The organism is Candidatus Sulfotelmatobacter sp., from assembly GCA_036500765.1.
Taxonomy (GTDB): domain Bacteria; phylum Acidobacteriota; class Terriglobia; order Terriglobales; family Acidobacteriaceae; genus Sulfotelmatobacter.
Window position 1 is genome coordinate 1,251,972 of the sequence record DASYBM010000004.1, and the last position, 18,651, is coordinate 1,270,622.

The window sequence follows — 18,651 nt, forward strand, 5'->3', positions numbered from 1 at the left end:
TCGCGGCCCTATTCCGCAGGCGCGTAATATCCCGTCCTGGCATACACCCGTAGAGGCGGCAATCCTTTCGGTGGCAGCAGCTTCACTTTTATCTTACGCCATTTGCCGTCACGGACGACTTTGGTGGGACGGTAACCCAGGACATATTGATTGCGCAGCTCGACGCCGATCTTGGTGGCGACGTCGCCCAGATCGTTGGGATTATCGATGGTAAACGCTCGCCCCCCGGTCAACTCCGTAATGTCGCTCAACAATTGCGGGCCCAATCGCTCTTCCATCGCCGACGCATAACGATCGTAGATGCCGATCGCATAGATCATCACGTCAGCTTCCTTTACCAGCGACTTGATTTCGCCCTCGGTGTAGCGGCTGTGATTGTCGCCGCCGTCGGAAATGATGAGCAGCGCCTTCTTCGCATACTTCGCCTGCCGCATCTTGCTCACCCCCATATAAATGGCGTCGAGCAGCGCGGTGCGATGCCGGGGCACGGCGAATACCAGCTTGTTCTGAATTTCATCGACAGAGCTGGTGAAGTCGCTGACCGTCTCCGGCTCATCGGAGAAGGTGATCATGAAAAATTCGTCCTGCGGATTGGCGGTCTTGAAGAACTCGATCACCGCATCTTTCGCGCGATCCATCTTACTGCTCATGCTGCCGCTGGAATCGAAGATCACGCCCAGCGACACGGGAGCATCCTCGCTGGAAAATGTTCGAATCTCCTGGTTGGCATTGCCTTCGAAAAGTTGGAAGTTTTCCTTGTCGAGCCCGGTCACCAGCCGGTTCATGGGATCGGTAATCGTGACCGGAACCAGCACCAGATCTACATCAACCTTTAGCGGACGGATGTGGGCGCTCAGGCCCGTGGTGGACGCCACCAGAGCGGGTTTGGGAGGTTCCGGTGGCTTTTCCACTTCCCGTGGCGTGATATGCACATCATTCACATCCGTTTGCGCAGACGCGGGGATGCTAAGGACGGCCAGCACCCCTACCAAGACGACGAGAAGAATCCGCAAGAAGTTAAAGGAGCCGAAATTTTCGCGCAGCCACGCTTGAGTCGGGTCCCAGGGGAGAACCAGACAGCCACTTCGAACTAGGGCCATCGGGTGAGATGACCGGCGCCTTTCATCTCTCAGCAGGCGGGCCATAAATACCTCAATGGGGCGGATGTTAGCACAGCTTTCGCCCCGCAGAGCAGGGTTTTTGTCAAAAATCGGAGACAAGGCCCAAAACTGTACTTTTGGTTGTAGTTTTCCCAAGGGAGGTTGCCCAGCGCCTGCGTTTCCCAAGTAGCAGTAGTGTGGTTTAGCTCGATCGGGTTGTCATCGAACGGAGCCGTGCTTCAAGCCAAGCGAGAATCTTCTGCTTAATCGGCCCTTCAAGTAAGCCCAACCGCAATCCTATCCTCCGCCAACTTGTTACAATCAACAGTTTCCATGGCAGACATCCGACCCTTTCGTGCCCTCCGCTATGACTTGCAGCGAATCTCCGCTGCCCAGGTCGTCACCCAGCCCTACGACAAGATTACTCCCGCCATGCAGGAACGTTACTACGCTGCCAACCCCTTTAACCTGGTCCGCATCATCCTCGGCCAGCGCGAGCCGGACCTGCCTGACAACAACGTCTACACCCGCGCCGCCGGCTTTGGACGTCAGTGGAGGGCGCAGGGCATCCTGCGCCCGGATTCCGCGCCCTCCATCTACGCTTACTCCCAAGCCTTCGCGGCACCGTCGGGAGCAAAATTCGAGCGCCGCGGATTCATTGCTCTCGGCCGCGTCGAAGACTATTCCGCAAAAGTTGTCTTCCGCCACGAACAAACGCTGTCGAAGCCCAAAGCCGACCGCCTCGATCTGCTGCGCGCCACCCGCGCGCACTACGAGCAGTTGTTTCTTCTCTACGAAGATTCCGGAGAGATCGAATCCGCGATCGCTTCCGGCGCACCCGCAACTCCCACAATCGACGTAACCGACGAATATGGGGTCGTACACCGCGTCTGGCAGATCTCCGACGCCGCGGTCATTGCCTCTGTTCAACAGCGCATGCGCGACAAAAAGCTGGTCATCGCCGACGGCCATCACCGCTACGAAACCGCCCTCAATTTTCGCAATGAAAGTCGAGCGGCAGCAGCACGAAAGATAGACGCTAACGCTCCCTACGAATTCGTCATGATGACTTTCGTGAACATGAACGACCCGGGACTGCTCGTGCTGCCCACCCACCGCATGGTGCATTCCCTCGCTTCGTTCTCAGTCGACAAGTTCGTAAACGACAGCGCCGCCTTTTTTCAGATCGACGAGATTCACCCCGCCATCGACGCAACTCACGCCACTTCTCTGCTTGCCGAGCGCGGCCGTGCAGGCACAGCATTGCTGGCAGTCGCGGCCAGCCGCGTATTCCTTTTGCATTCCCCGAAAGCCGCGGCAGCGAAATTTCTTTCCGAACTGTCCGATCGTCAGCGCGCGCTCGATGTCGTGCAACTTCACAAATGCCTGTTAGAAGGAGTGCTTCAGCTGTCCGAAGAATCCATCCGCAACCAGGAGAACATCTCCTACCTGCGCGACGCCGCAGAAGCCTTGGCGCAAGTTCGATCGCATACTTCCGCAGCCAACATCGTATTCCTGATGAATGCCTGCCCCGTCCCCCAAGTGCGCGATGTGGCCTTCGCGGGCGAAGTGATGCCGCAGAAATCCACCGACTTCTATCCCAAGCTCCTGAGTGGGCTGACCGCCTATGCGCTGGACTAGCACGGTCGTTCGCAGCACCGCTTCCCCTAGCGCCGCCTTACGTAGCGCCGGCGTCCCGCCTGCTGTCCGGCAAGCGTCCCGCCCGCTGCGCCAACCTCTCCGGATTCTCAACGTTTTCAGGCTGACCTCTCTCAGCGCGATCCTCCTGTCCGCCCTCGCCCTCTCCGGCGCCCCTCCCGAAAAACGTCTGACGGTGTATTCCGTAGCCGCCAACTATTCGCTTCCTCTGGTGCACAAAGACAGCCGCGAATACGTCGGCCTGCTCGAACTCCTCGAACCTCTCGGCGCGGTCAGCGCGAAGTCAGAGGGGACACGCTGGCGCATCCATTACAACAACGTCGAGGGCGACTTCCAGGTGGGCAAGTCCCGCGCTCGCGTGCAAGGCCGCGACGCCGATCTCGGCGCCAAATTTCTGGTAGAAAATAATCGCGGACTCGTCCCCGTGAGTTCGCTCGCTTCCCTTCTGCCACGCTTTCTGGGTGGTCCAGTCACATTGCACGAGGACTCTGATCGCCTGTTCATCGGCAGCGTGGCCACTCATTTCACGGCCACTCTCTCCGCCGCCAATCCTCCCCGCCTCGTCTTCCATTTCAGCAGCCCGGTCAACCCCACCGTAGCCGCCGAACCGGGCGCGCTGCGCATGACCTTCTCTCGGGAACCGTTAGTGTCGCCTGCCTCGCCGACTCTCACCTTCGGCAACAAGGTGATCCCCTCGGCCATTTACAGCGAAAGCAGCGGCACGGCGGTGGTCACAGTCAATGCCACCATTCCGGTGATGGCCACTTTCAGCGGCGACGGACGCACAATTACGATTTCTTCCCCCTCCGCGCCGGCGGCGCAAAATGCGACTTCGCCCGCTCCCGGAAGCACGCCCGCAACCCAGGCCGCCGCGGCCCCCGCCTCAACCGCGCAGCCCGCCGCGGTCCCATCCACGCGCCGTTATTTTGCCGTTGTCGATGCCAGCCACGGCGGCGACGACCACGGCGAAACTCTCAGCAACACTCTCCTGGAAAAAGACGTCACCGTCGCCCTCGCCCGCAGTTTGCGCCAGGAACTGGAGAGCCGCGGCATTCCCACTCTCGTCCTGCGCGACTCCGATGCCAACTTATCCCTCGATCAACGCGCCATCTCCACCAATGCCGATCACGCAGCTATCTACATCGCTGTTCACGCCGCATCGAACGGCCACGGCGTCCGCATCTACACCGCCATGCTTCCCTATGGTGGCGACGATCGCGGACCGTTTCGCTCCTGGACCAACGCCCAGCACGCTTCCTTGCCGCTGAGCCAGAGCGCCGCCACCTCGGTCGCTGCCGAATTGCAGCGCCGCCAGATCCCGGTTCGCAATCTCACTGCCGCCCTGCGCCCGCTGAATAACATCATCGGAGCCGCCATCGCCGTCGAGGTTGCCCCCCAGGGTTCGGACGTATCGCAACTCACCGCCCCCGACTACCAGCAACTTGTCACCAGCGCCGTAGCCACCGCCATCGCCGCCACAAGAGATCAGCTAGGGACACAGCCATGAGGTGCGAAATCCCAAGTCCGAGAGCCTGTCTTGAGTTTGTCGAAGGGTCTGACGCCCGACGCCCAACGCCCAACGCCCTTCTCCCAGGGTGCACCCCATGATCCCCCGTCACTTCGTCATCGCGATCGCCGTGCTGCTCATGGCGGCCCTTGCCTTGAGTGGATACGTCTGGCACATGCGCAAAATTGCTACCGCGCCCCCAGCCACGACGACAGATACGCGCGCCCTCACGCCACCAGTGGCCGGTCCCACCGAGCGCGTCACGCTCTACGTCGCTCACGATGAAGACGGCACCCTGCGCGCGGAATCCGCCCAGATTCCACTGCCCTCTGGACGCCAGCAGCGCGCCGAAGAGCTTCTGCGGGCCCTGCTCTCGCTCTACCTCGACAAATCCTCGCCCCACGTTCTCGGCCCAGGATCAGAAATCCGCAGCATATTCCTGGTCGATCCCGGCGTCGCCGTCATCGACCTGAACGAAGCCTTCGCCGACACGCACCGCTCCGGCGTTCTCGTCGAAGAGTTGACGTTAGCCTCCTTAATCCATACCGTCTCGGCCAACACTCCCGGCATTCTGAAAGTGAAAATCCTGGTGGACGGCAAAGAACGCGAAACTTTGGCCGGCCACGCCGATCTCTCACCCTTCTACGACGTCACCTCAGTCAATCAGCTAGCCACGCAACTGCAATAAGGCCGGCGGCCGGCGCTTGGCTTTCGGCTCTTTCAGTTCCCGGCCGTTAGCTCGAACGCAATTCTCTTATCAGATCCATACCGATCTCCTTAGCGTCCTCTGCGGCCTTTTCTTTGCGAACTTTGCATTCAAAGAGTTTGTCCTGGCAACAGCCTAAACATCCCACGTCGCGACGCTTCCGAGAGCCGGAAGCCCTGATTTACAATCCCCGAATGTTCTATCGCTCCGACAACCGCTCTCCCGACCAACTTCGTCCCGTCACGCTCACGCCCGACTTCATCAGCACCGCCGAAGGTTCGATTCTGATTGAAGTGGGGAATACCCGCGTCATCTGCACCGCCTCCATTGAAGAGACTGTGCCTTCGTTCATGCGCAACTCCGGCAAGGGATGGATCTCGAGTGAGTACAGCATGCTGCCGCGCGCCACGCTGACCCGCACTCCGCGCGAGGTTTCCAAAGGCCGCCAGAGCGGACGCACCCACGAAATCCAGCGCCTGATCGGCCGGTCTCTGCGCGCCGTCACCGACCTCACGCGCCTTGGCGAACGCACCATCTGGATCGACTGCGACGTCATTCAGGCCGACGGCGGCACGCGCACAGCATCCATTACCGGAGCGTTCGTGGCGCTCGGCCTCGCTCTAGAACAATTAGTGGACGCGGGTACGCTGCCATCAGTCCCGCTGAAAGATTTCGTCGCCGCCGTAAGCGTAGGAATTGTCGACGGAGAAATCCTGCTCGACCTCGCTTACGAAGAAGACTCCCGCGCCGACGTAGACATGAACTTCGTCATGACCGCCGGCCAGAAGATGGTCGAAGTGCAGGCGACGGCCGAGCACCAAGTCTTCGACGACCAGCAACTGGCGAAGATGATCGCCTACGCCAAACAAGGCGTCCAGCAGCTAATCGCCAAGCAGCAAGCGGTGCTGAGCGGATTGACACGCACGCAGTAGTACGACCACGCAGGGACGATGTATTCTCGTGCGCCGTCCTGAAACGTCTATTCTCTGGGTTCATTTCAATCGTCCCACGGGCACCTGGCTGCGCCCGGGGATGTTTCCGATCAAGCCCGAACTGTTGGGCACGATATAAATTTCCGAGGCCTTGCGCGCGGTGGTAGGATTGTCGCGCTTTGTCGCCATGATTGCGATGTAATGACCGCCTCGACGACTGCTCCCACGATGATTGCTTCGACCGCCCACGCAGAGCCCAGCCGCGACCGGATGAACGGCGTGCTGTTTCTGTTAAGCGTGTCGGTACTGATCAACTACATCGACCGAAGCAATCTCTCGATTGCGGCGGAGTTGATCAAGGGCGAGCTGCACATTACGGATTTACAACTGGGCGCGCTGCTGTCGGCGTTTTTTTGGGTGTATGGGCTGATGCAGATTCCAGCCGGGTGGCTGGCAGACCACTTCGACGTGAAGTGGGTGTTCGGGGTGGGCTTCTTTGTGTGGTCGGCGGCGACTGCTGCTACGGGGTTGATGCATGGATTTGCCGCTCTGATTGTGATCCGCGTGATTCTGGGGCTGGGGGAGTCGGTGGCGTTTCCGTCGTATTCGAAGATTTTGGGAACGCATTTCAACGAGGCTCGGCGGGGCGGCGCGAACGGGGCTCTCATTACGGGACTGGCCTTAGGGCCAGCGCTTGGAATGCTGCTGGGAGGAACGGCGGTCGGACGTTTTGGATGGCGTCCGTTCTTTCTGGCATTGGGGCTGGCGAGCCTGCTGTGGCTGATACCCTGGCTGGCCTGGATGCCGCGGCGAGCCAGGGTGGTTGCATCGACATCGGAGGCCGCGATCACGATTCTCGATATTCTGCGGCAGCGGTCGGCGTGGGGCACGATGCTGGGGCAGTTCTCGGTAAACTATTGTCTCTATTTTTTGGTGACGTGGTTGCCATCGTATTTGCTGCGGGTGCGGCATTTTTCGATGGAGCGGATGGGGAAAGTGGGCGGGCTGATTTTTTTGATCTACGCGATATCGGCGATGACCGCCGGAAAAATATCAGACCGATGGATTGCGGCTGGAGCTTCAGCGACACGAGTGCGTAAGACTCTGCTGGGCGTAGGATCGGTGGGATTAGGAATTTGTTTGGCCGTGGCTGCGGTTACGCCCGATCCTATATTTGTTTGGGTGCTGGTATTGGCGGGTATTTTCATGGGTGGAGGACCGAGCGGAAGTTGCTGGACGGTGACGCAAACTTTGGGTGGACCGCGAGCCGCGGGGAGATGGGCCGGCGTCCAGAACTTCGTTGGAAACTTTGCCGGTGGAATGGGGCCGATGCTGACGGGATATCTGGTGGGGCTGACCGGGCAATTCTACTGGCCATTTTTCATCGCGGCAGTGTTCGCGTGGATTGGAGCGCTGGCGTGGGTGTTTGCCGTGGGGCCGATTGAGCCAGTGAATTGGGAAAAGGAAATCGGAGCACGCAGTTTTGGCATTGCCGCGCAGTCGGCGGGCGCGGCGCATCTGTAATCGACTTCTCTATTATGCTTCTGTGAAGGCTTCCCTTCTCTATTACACTTTTCTTCATGCGGCGCGAAATCGAAATCAAATTTGAAGTGAAAGATTTGCGAGGGCTGCGGAGGACCTTACTGGCAGCAGGATTCCGGCTGGTCACGCGGCGGACCCATGAAATGAACACGCTGTATGACTTGCCGGGCGGAGTGTTGCGGAGGCGGAAAGAATTGTTGCGGCTGCGGAAGTATGGAACCGAATGGACGCTGACGCACAAGAGCGGCGGGAAACGAGCGCGTCACAGCAGCCGAGTTGAATTGGAGACGGGCGTGGCGGACGGAAAAACGATGGATGCGATTTTGCGCGCGCTGGGTTATGCGCCGTCATTTCGCTATGAGAAATTTCGGGCCGAGTGGCGTGATGGCAAAGGTGCAGTGGTCGTGGATGAGACTCCGATTGGGAATTTTTGCGAGATTGAAGGGGCTCCGCGGTGGATCGATGCGACTGCGAAAAAGTTAGGGGTGAGCGCGGGGGACTACATTACTAAGAATTATGCGACGCTGTTTAAGGAATGGAAAGATGCGACGAAGAGCGCGGCGGTGGAGATGACGTTTGGGGCTGTGGGAGGCCGGCGAAACTAACATGCCGATTTCGGTTGCACTTCAGACAATTCAGGGGAGAAAGATAAAAGAGCTTGTACCGACGATGGGATTACTGAATCGGTTGCTCCCGTTGGAGAACCCGGAGTTCCCCCTGCTTCGATACATCGACCCCTACGGGAGTACGATCTTCAACGGGCCGCAGATGTATCCACTGCTGGAAGAACTGGATCGACTCGCTAAGGGAATCTCCAGCGAGGGAGGCCGAGAGCTTTTTGAGCGGCTTCGTGAACTTGCGATCCACTGCCGGGACCACCCTCAGACATATCTAAGGTTTATCGGGGATTAAGCTCGGAGAAATCTACGCCCCGTGGCATTTTTTGAATTTCTTGCCGGAGCCGCAGGGGCAGGGATCGTTGCGGCCTACTTTTTCCTGGCCACGGACGACTTGCTGGACTTGCTGGGCTTCGCCTCCGCCGGCCATGCGGGCTTGTTCGAGTTCGCGGCGCTTGCGGCGCATGAAGGCTTCTTCTAATTCGTCGGCGGATGTGGAGACCATGCGCGGTGGACGGCGTCCGTTGCCGTCGCCGTCGCGTTGAGAGGGAACTCCGGGTTGCGGGCTGCGGCCATCTGGTCCAGCTTGCGATGGACTTAGCGATCCGCCCGCAGGAGGGCCGCCTGCACCTTGATCCGGCGGACGCTCCAGGATCTGCATCAGGTACAAGTACTTGACCGTGTCTTCCTGGAAGCGCTGCATCATCGCTTCGAACATGTCGAAGGATTCTTTTTTGTACTCGACCAACGGATCGTGCTGGCCGTAGCCGCGCAGGCCGATTCCTTCTTTCAGGTGATCCATGCTGAGCAGGTGATCTTTCCATTGCTGGTCGATCACGCTGAGCATGATCATGCGCTCGTGGTGGCGCATGGCGTCGGGGCCGATTAATTTTTCTTTCGCGTCGTAGCGTTCTTTGAGTTTTTCGAAGATGGCGTCGCCGAGTTCCTGGCGGTTCATCTCGTCGGCCTTGACGCCTTCGGCGATGAAGTCGACGCCGAAGCGCGTGAACACTGCATCTTTCAGGCCTTTCATATTCCAATCTGCGGCGTGGGCTTTGGCGGGGCAATATTCTTCCAGCAACTCTCCGAGAATTGCCGAGACGTAATCTTCAAGAATCAGATCTTTCTGGTCGGTGCCTTCGAGCAGGCGGCGGCGCAGGCCATAGACGGCTTCGCGCTGCTTGTTCATCACGTCGTCGTATTCGAGAAGATGTTTGCGCGATTCGAAGTGCTGGCCTTCGACCGCTTTTTGCGCGGTCTCGATGCGGCGCGTGATCATCTTCGATTCGATCGGAACGCCTTCTTCCATTCCGAGCTTCTGGAGCAGATTTGAGATCCATTCTTTGGCGAAGATGCGCATCAGGTCGTCTTCGAGCGCGAGGTAGAAGCGCGAGGAGCCGGGATCGCCCTGGCGGCCGGCGCGTCCGCGAAGCTGGTTGTCGATGCGGCGGGATTCGTGGCGCTCGGTGCCGAGAATGTGCAGGCCGCCAACGGCGATGACTTCGTCATGCTCTTTATCGGTGTGCTCTTTGTAGCGGGCAAGCGCCTCGGTCCACTTGTCGGTGGGGAGGGTGAACTCGTTGCCGTTGTAATAAAAGATGGAAGTGATGCCGTCTTCCTGCGGGCCTTCGATTTTGCCCTGAGCCACGCGCAGTTGCTGAGCGACTCCCTTCTTCACCAGTTCCTGCTTGGCCATGAATTCAGGATTGCCGCCGAGCAGAATGTCGGTGCCGCGGCCAGCCATGTTGGTGGCGATGGTGACCTGGCCTTTGCGTCCAGCCTGAGCGACGATTTCGGCTTCGCGCTCGTGGAACTTGGCGTTGAGCACGACGTGCTTGATGGCTTTTTTCTTGAGCAGATCGGAGAGGCGCTCGGATTTTTCGACGGAGGTGGTGCCGACCAGAACGGGCTGGCCCTTTTCGGCGAGTTGCGCGATTTCGTCGGCGGCGGCAAAATATTTTTCTTTCTCGGTGCGGTAGACGATGTCGGGATGCTCCAGGCGCAGCATCTGCTTGTTGGTGGGAATCACGACGACATCGAGCTTATAGATTTTGTCGAACTCGGTGGCTTCCGTTTCCGCGGTACCGGTCATACCGGCGAGCTTCTTGAACATGCGGAAATAATTCTGGAAGGTGATGGTGGCAAGCGTCTGGTTCTCGCGCTCGATCTTCACGCCTTCTTTGGCTTCAATGGCCTGATGCAGGCCGTCAGACCAGCGGCGGCCGGGCATCATGCGGCCGGTGAATTCGTCGACGATAATGACTTCGCCGTCTTTGATGACGTATTCAACATCTTTCCGATAGAGCGCGTGCGCTTTGATCGCCGTCTCGACGTGATGCTTGAGCGGCCAGTTTTCGGGGTCGGCGATGTTGCCGATACCGAGCAGGCCCTCGACTTTGACCCAGCCATCGTCGGTGACAGTAATGTTGCGATGCTTTTCGTCGACAACGAAATCGCCGGTGAGCTGCGCGGGCTCGCCGGGAGCGACATCGATCTCTTCGCCTTTTTCGAGCTTGGGGATGATGCGGTTGACTTTGTAATACTTGTCGGTCGACTCTTCGCTGGCGCCGGAAATGATGAGCGGGGTGCGGGCTTCGTCGATGAGGATGGAATCGACTTCGTCGACGATGGCGAAATTGTGGCCGCGCTGCACGCAATCCCTGATATCGAACTTCATGTTGTCGCGCAGGTAATCGAAGCCGAACTCGTTGTTGGTGCCGTAAGTGACGTCGGCGGCGTAGGCGGCGCGGCGCTGCTCGTCGTCCAAGTCGTGAACAATGACGCCGACAGTGAGGCCGAGAAAGCGGTAGAGGCGTCCCATCCACTCGGAGTCGCGTTTGGCGAGGTAGTCGTTGACGGTGACGACGTGAACGCCGCGTCCGCTGAGGGCGTTGAGGTAGACCGGAAGCGTCGCGACGAGAGTCTTGCCCTCGCCTGTTTTCATTTCCGCGATAGTGCCCTGGTGCAGGACCATGCCGCCGATTAACTGGACGTCGAAGTGGCGCATGTTGAGGACGCGGCGTCCGGCTTCGCGGACTACGGCAAAGGCTTCGACGAGAATGTCGTTGAGAACTTCCTGCAAAGCCTCGTACTCACGCTTTTCGAATTCCTTGCGTTCATCGTGATCGGGCTCGTTATTGGCGATGGGCTCTGCCGATTCGACTTTGGAAATCGGGGCGACCTTGCTCAAACGCTGCTGAATGCGCTGCCGGAATTCTTCGGTCTTGGCGCGCAGTTCATCGTCGCTGAGCTTTTGGATCTCGGACTCGAGAGCGTTGATGGCCTGGACGTTCGGCATCAGCGCCTTGATGACGCGCTCGTTCTTCGTCCCAAAAACCTTGCCTAGCAGTTGATTGATCAAACCAGGGAATCCTTCAGAGGGCTACACGCCCCAACAGTACATTAAAAGCCTAGCACATTCGATGCGTGCCTAGTTTACGAAGACGCAGCGGCGGAACACTGAGCACTGCGGCTACCGACCATTTTCGTGTATATTCGCCACGACCCATGCCCACTTTCTACGATCGCTTTGTCGAATGCGCCGAGCGCTGGCCAGATAATGTCGCGCTGGAATTGCAGCGGCACGACCACATCGAAAGCTGCACCTACGCCGAATTGCGGCGCATGGCCGAATCGGTGGGGCGATGGATAACGGAGCGGGGATTCGCGCGGGGATCGAGACTAGCTATTCTGGCGGACAACCATCCGCGATGGGTGGCCGCTTACTTGGGAATTATTGCGTCGGGTTGCGCGGCGGTTCCGCTCGACACGGCACTCCATAATGAGCAACTCACCAAGCTTCTGAAAGACAGCGGCACGTCGGCGGTTTTCTGCGACATAAAACATGTTGCGGAGGTACGGCCCGGCGCTGCCGAACTGAAGCTGGGTTTGATTCTGATGGACCCGGACCGTATGGCGAATCACTCGATTAGAAACGAGTGGCTCGCGAATCTTCCGGCCATCTTCGACGCTGGACCGGGGAAGTTCAAACCCGCGGTTGCAAACAACGACGACCTCGCTTCCCTGCTTTACACCTCCGGTACGACCGCCGATCCGAAGGGCGTGATGCTTACGCACGCAAACTTTTTAGGTGAAGTGGAGGCGGTTTTCAACTGGATCGACCTTGGGCCGACGGACGCACTGCTGGGCGTGCTGCCTCTGTTTCATGTGCTGGCGCAAATGGCGAATCTGTTATTGCCGCTGGTCAAAGGGTCGCGCGTTGTCTATCTGGAGACGCTGAACACCACGGAATTGCTACGCGCCTTGAGCGAGCGGAATATCACAGCGTTCGCCGTGGTGCCGCAGTTTTTTTACCTGATTCATGAACGGATATTTCAGGAAATCAAGAAACGCGGGGCGCTGACGCAGAAAGTCTTTGCGGGGCTGGTTGCTTTCAATCACATTCTGCGGAAAGTCGGAATCAACGCGGGGCGCGTCTTCTTCCGTAAAGTGCACGATACGCTTGGCCCGAAGATGCGGTACCTGGCGACGGGAGGATCGCGCTTCGATCCTGAAATCGCGCAGAGTTTCTACGATCTGGGCATCGATGTGTTACAGGCTCTGGGACTGACCGAAACGACCGCCGCCATTTATGTGAACGCTCCCGACGACAACGTGATTGGGTCGTGCGGCAAGGCGATGAAAGGGGTGGAGGGAAAAATTGTCGATCCACAGCCTCAGGAAGAAGGCCCACCGGTTGGCGAATTGGCGGTGCGTGGCGCCGTGGTGATGAAGGGATATTGGAACCGTCCTGACGCGACAGCGGCGGTGATGCGGGATGGATGGTTTCTCACCGGCGATCTCGGATACCTCGACGCGCACGGCAACCTGTTTCTGACCGGGCGAAAAAAAGAAGTGATTGTGCTGAGCAATGGGAAGAATGTTTATCCCGAAGAGATTGAAGCGCACTATTTGAAGTCGCCATTGATCAAAGAAATCGCGGTGATGGGGCTGGAAGGTAAAGGCGGCGAGGGCGACCGGCTGCACGCGGTGATTGTCCCGAACTTCGACGTGCTGCGGCAGCGCAAGATCGTGAATGCGAAGGAGGCGATCCGATTCGATATTGAAGGGCTGTCGCCGCAGATCGCTACGACGAAACGCATCGGGAGCTATGAAATCTGGCAGGAGGATCTGCCGCGGACCACCACGCGGAAGATCAAGCGCTTCGAAGTGGAAAAGCGGGTAAAGGCGAACCAGGCGAGAAAACTTGCCGACGATTCTTCCGAAAATCTTCCAGCGGAGAAGCCGCTCACGGCGGAAGAGGCCGCATGGATGGAGAAGCCGGAGGTACAGCGCGGGCTGAAGATTGTGCGCGAGGCGGCGCGCGCCGGTTCCCCGAACCTGCGGCCGACACTGAGCCTGGATCTAGACCTCGGGCTCGACTCGATGCAGCGCGTGGAGCTATTGAGCCGCCTGGAAGACGAACTGGGCGGAGACCTTGAAGAATCGCAGCTGACTGAAATTTATTCGGTGCGCGATCTGGTCGATGCCGTGCTGGCGAGCGCCGCCAGCGGGGCGGGTGGCGCAGGAACGCGGGTTACATTCGCGGGCTGGAAATCGATTTTGGCGGAGGAGCCGGATAATCCTGACGTCCGCGCGCTGGCGCATCCCAATCGAGTCAGCGACATGCTCTGGTATGTCGTGTCGCGCGTGATACAGATGATCGCGCTGGACCGTTTCGATCTGAAGGTGAGTGGCCTCGAGAATCTTCCCGCGCGCGGACCTTACATTATTTCGTCGAACCATCAGAGCTATCTCGATCCTCTGATTCTGGCGAGCGTGCTGCCGCAGGAAATATTTATGCAAACGTTTGCCGTGGGCACCAGCGACATTTTTGGCCAGGGCTTCATGCGCAAACTGGCGCGTTCGCTCAAAGTGGTTGTGCTCGATCCCGATGCAAATCTGGTTCCTGCGATGCGGGCGGGCGCCTTCGGTTTGCGGCAGGGACTGGCGCTCGTTCTTTATCCTGAGGGCGAACGGTCGATTGACGGCACGCCCCGAATTTTCAAGAAGGGCGCGGCGATTCTTTCCATTCACCTGCAAGTGCCGATTGTTCCGGTGGCGATTGAAGGTTTTTACGAGGCATGGCCGCGCAACCAGAAATTTCGCGGATTTACGCCACTGAAGATGGTGTTTGGACAGGCGATCGTGCCCCCGCCGGAAGTGGAGGCTTCGGAAGCGGCTTATGAAAAACTTACGGCCGATTTGAAGGCTCGGATTGTCGAGATGTGGGAAGAACTGCGCGGGTCGGAGTAGAGCGGGTTATTTTGCGCGGGGATGAGTCTGGTCGTAGACGTGCAACACGTGTTTCATCGAAAGCTGCGTGTAACGTTGCGTCGTGGCCAGGCGCTCATGACCCAGCAATTCCTGAATAGCACGCAGGTCAGCGCCTTCTTCGAGCATGTGAGTGCCGAAGGCGTGGCGCAGAGTGTGAGGATGCACATCGGGCGAAAGACCTTTGGCGACGGCAATTTTCTTGATGATGCGGCCCACGCTGCGGGTGGTGAGGCGGCCACCGCGCTGGTTGATGAGCAGCGCGGATGAGTGTTTGCGCTTTTCGGCCAGCATGGCGTGGCGGGCGGGAAGATATTTTTGCAGCGCGATCAGCGCGGAGCCGCCGAAGGGAACGTAGCGTTCTTTCTTGCCCTTGCCGCGAATGAGAATCGCTCCGGCGCTGAGGCGAATGTCGTCGAGGTTGATTCCCGTTAATTCTGAGTTGCGGATGCCGCAGCCATAGAGCAGTTCGAGCATGAGCAGGTCGCGCTCGGGGAAGGCGGCGGCCTCGGGCATTTGGCCGTCAAGAACGGAGTTCATCTCTTCGATGGTGGGAACGCGGGGTAACTTTTTGGGCAGCTTCGGCGTGGCTACGAGCTTGGCTGGGTTCTGCTCGACCATGCCCTCGCGGGCCAGCCATCGATATAACGAGCGCACCGCTGCCAGCGAACGCGCGACGGAAGTTTTGCTCAATCCTTTTTCGTAGAGCTGCGAGAGGAATCCGCGAATCGCGATGTGGTCGAGGGATTTCCATCCGCGCGATCCGGCGTAGGCGGCGAAGTTGGCCAGATCGCCGCTGTAGGCCTTGATGGTGTGCGGCGAGGCGTTGCGCTCGCGCAGGTGGCGGAGGAAATCGGCGACGGCGCGGGCGACGGTTGTACGATTCTGAAGCGATCGCCCCTTCCCAGCGCTGGCATCGGGCAGATTCACGAGAATATCTCCACGCCGACCAGTGCCTCATGCTCATCTAGATAGATATGTACTGTTTCGTTGCCACTTGCGGTTCGGTACTCGATTGTCTTGTGCGTTCTTTGTGCACTAAATTTGATCCACAGCGCGGTCCCAGGGTAGCAGCCTTGGTCGGGAGCGCCCTTCAAACGCGCGACCAACTCATCCAGAGATAGCATCGTGGTTTCAATTCCTCCGTGTCTCATGCCTCGGGCAAATCATCTCGCCTTCGCTCTCGGGTGATGCTTCTGATACACCGTGCGCAAACGATCGAGAGCTAGATGCGTGTACACCTGCGTGGTCGAAATGTCGGAATGGCCAAGGATGGTTTGCACCGTGCGAAGGTCGGCGCCGTTTTCGACCATGTGCGTGGCGCAGGAGTGGCGCAGCATGTGCGGCGAGGCGTGGCGTCCCGAGGCTGCGGAAGATGCGCCAACCATCTGCCAGATGCGTTGGCGGGTTAATCTGCGGCCGCCGCGGGCGATGAATAAGAAATTCTTGGTCGAGATTACAAACGCGCGCACGGAATTCTTGTTTGGGTGCCCCATGTCTCGCGTCTTTTGCGAGGCGTGGGATAGTTTCGATGCTCTCGGCTCCGCGAGTGCGGGACGAGCTTGCGTCAGATACTCCGAGAGTGCGTCTTGCGCGGGCTTGCCTAGCGGCACGATACGTTCTTTGTCGCCTTTGCCGCGGACCAGCATGTATCCCGACTCCAGTTTCAAGTCTTCCAGCGTGGCATTGACCAGTTCCGAAACGCGCAGAGCGCCCGCGTACAGAAGTTCGAGCATGGCGCGATCGCGCGCGGCCAGGGCGGGCGCATCTTTCTTATTGCGATGCGCACTCGCGAGTAGCGTCTGCGGCGACGCCAGCGTAGCTTCAACTTCATCGCGGGCCAGCGATTTGGGCAGGACTTTCCACTGGCGGGGCGATTCGATATTTAGCGTGGGATCGTGATCGATTTTCTTATCGAGAAGCAGATAGCGGTAGAGATGACGCAGAGCGGAGAGCTTGCGACCTACGCTGCGGCCGTCGACTTGATGAGAAAAAAGCTGCTGTAGAAATTCGCGGACGTCGTTGCGGCGCGCGGTGAGGAGCAGGCGCTTCGATTTTTCGAGGAACTCGGCGAACTGGAGGATGTCGGTAGTGTAGGCGCTGATAGAAAGCGGAGCGAGTCCCTTCTCAATGCGGAGGTAATCGAGAAAACCGGAGAGGACGCGCGACTTGGATTGCGCAGGCATGACGCAGAGATTCAGTATGAACGTTATCGGACGCGGGGGAAAGTGATGATGTGGGGACAGCCGCGCTCGGCTGTCCATCGGGCCGAAGGCCCGCATTTTACCACTTCGTAATCTAGTCTCGTGCGTCAAAAAAGCAGTCGAGCTTCGCTCGACCGGGCAGCCGAGGGCGGCTGTCCCCACATGAGTCTCAACGTTTTCGGCGAATCGTCAGTGATTCCCGGCACTTACTTCGCGGAGAAGATCTACGGCGTAAAGCGCGCCTTCGGGCGTTTCTTCGTGCTTGAAATAGGCGAAGACATCGCGGCCTGCGGCAACGTGCGCCTGAATGCGCTCGACCATCGAGCAGCGTTCGTCGCCGGTGTAGCTGGGTTTGCGGAATCGGTAATAGACGAAGGCGCCCGTGGCGATGTCCGGCGTGGTCAAAGTTTCCGTTTCTGCCACGCACAGCGCAACGTTGCTCGCCTTCAACACATCCCAGGTTGCGTCGGAGAACCAGGAATCGTGGCGAAATTCGAGGGCTGCGGGCACGGTGCGCGGCAGAATGGCAAGAAAATCTTTGAGCAACGCGGGATCCGCCTTGAGATTCGGTGGGAGTTGAAACAGGACCGGTCCCAGCTTGCCTGCGGCGGCCAAGGGCTCGATGGTCGCGAGGAATCGCGGCACAAAGTCTTGCGTTGCCTTAAGGCGCTTGATGTGTGTAATCACTTGATGCGCCTTTACGCCGAAACGAAAATGAGCCGGCGTCTCTTGCAGCCAGTTCTGGATGATAGTTTCTTTCACCAGTTGACGGAAGGTGAAGTTTACTTCGACGGTGTTGAGTTGCGCGGAGTAGTGCGTGAGGAATTTCTTCTGGGCGAGTTTGGCGGGGTAGAAATCGGGCTTCCAGGTTTTGTAAGCCCATCCGGAGGTGCCGGCGAAGAGTTGTGGCATTGCGTTGCTCATGGTTGGCGCAGTGGCGCTGCCTAGCGGGCAGAGCTTGCCCTCAGCATGTCGAAGGGAGTGCCCGCTCCACACAGGCATTCCCACGGCCCTGCCAAACAAGACTATACATTGCGGGACTTTTTCTTTGCAGCGGGCTTCTTTTTTCCTGAATTCTTTCTTGGTTTGGGATAATCTTCGTCGGCCTGGGCCGCGATCTCGATGCTCTCAGGTTCTTTTGCCATCGCTGCTTTCAAATCCGGCAGGCGCTGCTTCAGTTCGAGAACCGGCTCAAATAGGTCGCCTCGTTTCTCGAAGCGCGAAACTGTCTGGGGGGCTTCAAACACCAGTAGACTGGCATCCTTCTTCTTGAACGTCTTCTCCACTTCGTCCCAGGTGACCGGCGTGGACACCGTGGGATGTTCGCGGGCACGCAGCGAATAGACTGCCACCGTTGTTTTATGTTCGTCGTTCTGGCTCCAGTCGACGAAGACTTTGCCGGTGCGAGCCTGCTTGCTCATCTCGGAGAGCACCAAGTCGTGATGGTCGTGCGCGAGCAGTTGCGCCAAAGCGTGCGAAAACGTCTTGGTGGCATCGTAGGTCACGGGCGTATTCAGCGGGACATAAATCTGGAGTCCCTTCGAGCCCGAAGTTTTGGGAAAACTCTGCAAGCCGAAGTGTTCGAAAATCTCGCGCAGCCACAGTGCGACCTGGCAGCACTGCACGATGTTGGCGGGAGGGCCAGGATCGAGGTCGAAGACCATCTCTGTCGGACACTCAATATCTTTGGCCAGAGCGAGTGAAGGATGAAGTTCGAGCGCCGCCAGATTCGCCAACCAGATCAGAGTGGGAAGATCGTCGGCCACGACGTAATGAATGGTGCGGCGATTGCGGCCGCTCCAGATCGGCGCGGTCTTCACCCACTCGGGGCGATATTGCGGAGCGTTCTTCTCGAAAAAAGGTTCGCCTTCAACGCCGTCGGGATAGCGCTTGCGCGTCAGTGCGCGGCCGGCGAGGTGCGGAATAATCGCGGGCGCGATGCGGGCGTAATAATCGATGACATCTTTCTTGGTGAATCCCGTGGCGGGGTAGAGAACTTTCTCGAGATTGGAGAGCTTGAGATGTCTGCCTTGAATGTCGACGGTGGAGTCGGTCACGTGAAATCTCCGACTGCCATTGTGCAACAAGATCAGCGATTGCGTCAGCAGGCT

Annotated in this window: 15 protein-coding genes; 8 read left to right on the forward strand and 7 right to left on the reverse strand. The window is 58.6% G+C overall.

Annotation, left to right across the window (positions count from 1 at the left end):
- Positions 1-8: 8 nt before the first annotated feature.
- Positions 9-1,013, reverse strand: a complete 1,005-nt coding sequence (locus VGM18_08330; protein HEY3972995.1) for a VWA domain-containing protein — start codon at positions 1,011-1,013, stop codon at positions 9-11.
- Positions 1,014-1,433: 420 nt separating this feature from the next.
- Between VGM18_08330 and VGM18_08335 the strand changes: the two genes are divergently transcribed.
- The 4 genes from VGM18_08335 to rph all read left to right on the forward strand — a co-directional run bounded on the left by VGM18_08335 (position 1,434) and on the right by rph (position 5,904).
- Entirely contained in the window at positions 1,434-2,741 is a 1,308-nt protein-coding gene (locus VGM18_08335) for a DUF1015 domain-containing protein (GenBank protein ID HEY3972996.1), read from the forward strand.
- Entirely contained in the window at positions 2,728-4,266 is a 1,539-nt protein-coding gene (locus tag VGM18_08340) for an N-acetylmuramoyl-L-alanine amidase (protein HEY3972997.1), read from the forward strand. The genes VGM18_08335 and VGM18_08340 overlap by 14 nt, the downstream gene beginning before the upstream one ends.
- Positions 4,267-4,363: 97 nt before the next feature.
- Positions 4,364-4,954, forward strand: a complete 591-nt coding sequence (locus VGM18_08345) for a GerMN domain-containing protein (GenBank protein ID HEY3972998.1) — start codon at positions 4,364-4,366, stop codon at positions 4,952-4,954.
- Between the two features lie 212 nt (positions 4,955-5,166).
- The gene (gene rph, locus VGM18_08350; protein ID HEY3972999.1) at positions 5,167-5,904 is read left to right on the forward strand and encodes a ribonuclease PH; all 738 of its coding nucleotides are present in this window, start codon (positions 5,167-5,169) and stop codon (positions 5,902-5,904) included.
- Between the two features lie 60 nt (positions 5,905-5,964).
- Here the strand turns inward: rph and VGM18_08355 are convergent, their stop codons facing one another.
- Positions 5,965-6,093 carry a hypothetical protein gene (locus VGM18_08355; protein HEY3973000.1) on the reverse strand — a complete coding sequence of 43 codons (129 nt, stop codon included), beginning with the start codon at positions 6,091-6,093 and terminating at the stop codon, positions 5,965-5,967.
- A 12-nt stretch (positions 6,094-6,105) separates the two neighbouring features.
- Here VGM18_08355 and VGM18_08360 point away from each other — a divergent pair, with 12 nt between their 5' ends.
- From VGM18_08360 to VGM18_08370, 3 genes are read left to right on the forward strand one after another with little or no spacing between them, the layout of a single operon-like run.
- On the forward strand, positions 6,106-7,428 hold the full coding sequence (locus VGM18_08360; protein ID HEY3973001.1) for an MFS transporter: 1,323 nt from the start codon (positions 6,106-6,108) through the stop codon (positions 7,426-7,428).
- Between the two features lie 56 nt (positions 7,429-7,484).
- Positions 7,485-8,051 carry a class IV adenylate cyclase gene (locus tag VGM18_08365; protein HEY3973002.1) on the forward strand — a complete coding sequence of 189 codons (567 nt, stop codon included), beginning with the start codon at positions 7,485-7,487 and terminating at the stop codon, positions 8,049-8,051.
- 1 nt (position 8,052) lies between these two features.
- Positions 8,053-8,358, forward strand: coding sequence for a hypothetical protein (locus VGM18_08370; GenBank protein HEY3973003.1), 306 nt, complete (start codon positions 8,053-8,055; stop codon positions 8,356-8,358).
- Positions 8,359-8,370: 12 nt separating this feature from the next.
- Here VGM18_08370 and secA read toward each other — a convergent pair whose 3' ends face one another.
- A complete protein-coding gene (gene secA / locus VGM18_08375; protein ID HEY3973004.1) occupies positions 8,371-11,424 on the reverse strand; it encodes a preprotein translocase subunit SecA in 3,054 nt (1,017 codons plus the stop codon).
- A 146-nt stretch (positions 11,425-11,570) separates the two neighbouring features.
- Between secA and VGM18_08380 the strand changes: the two genes are divergently transcribed.
- Positions 11,571-14,318 (forward strand): AMP-binding protein, encoded by a 2,748-nt coding sequence (locus tag VGM18_08380; protein HEY3973005.1) that lies wholly within the window; start codon positions 11,571-11,573, stop codon positions 14,316-14,318.
- A gap of 6 nt (positions 14,319-14,324) precedes the next feature.
- Here VGM18_08380 and VGM18_08385 read toward each other — a convergent pair whose 3' ends face one another.
- From VGM18_08385 to ligD, 4 genes are all read right to left on the reverse strand, one after another.
- Positions 14,325-15,266: a tyrosine recombinase XerC gene (locus tag VGM18_08385; protein ID HEY3973006.1), complete on the reverse strand. Its 942-nt coding sequence runs from the start codon at positions 15,264-15,266 to the stop codon at positions 14,325-14,327.
- Between the two features lie 236 nt (positions 15,267-15,502).
- A complete protein-coding gene (locus VGM18_08390) occupies positions 15,503-16,522 on the reverse strand; it encodes a tyrosine recombinase (protein ID HEY3973007.1) in 1,020 nt (339 codons plus the stop codon).
- A gap of 207 nt (positions 16,523-16,729) precedes the next feature.
- The gene (locus VGM18_08395; GenBank protein ID HEY3973008.1) at positions 16,730-17,464 is read right to left on the reverse strand and encodes a DUF72 domain-containing protein; all 735 of its coding nucleotides are present in this window, start codon (positions 17,462-17,464) and stop codon (positions 16,730-16,732) included.
- Between the two features lie 101 nt (positions 17,465-17,565).
- Complete coding sequence (gene ligD, locus VGM18_08400; GenBank protein ID HEY3973009.1) at positions 17,566-18,597, reverse strand: non-homologous end-joining DNA ligase; 1,032 nt, start codon at positions 18,595-18,597, stop codon at positions 17,566-17,568.
- Positions 18,598-18,651: the final 54 nt, after the last annotated feature.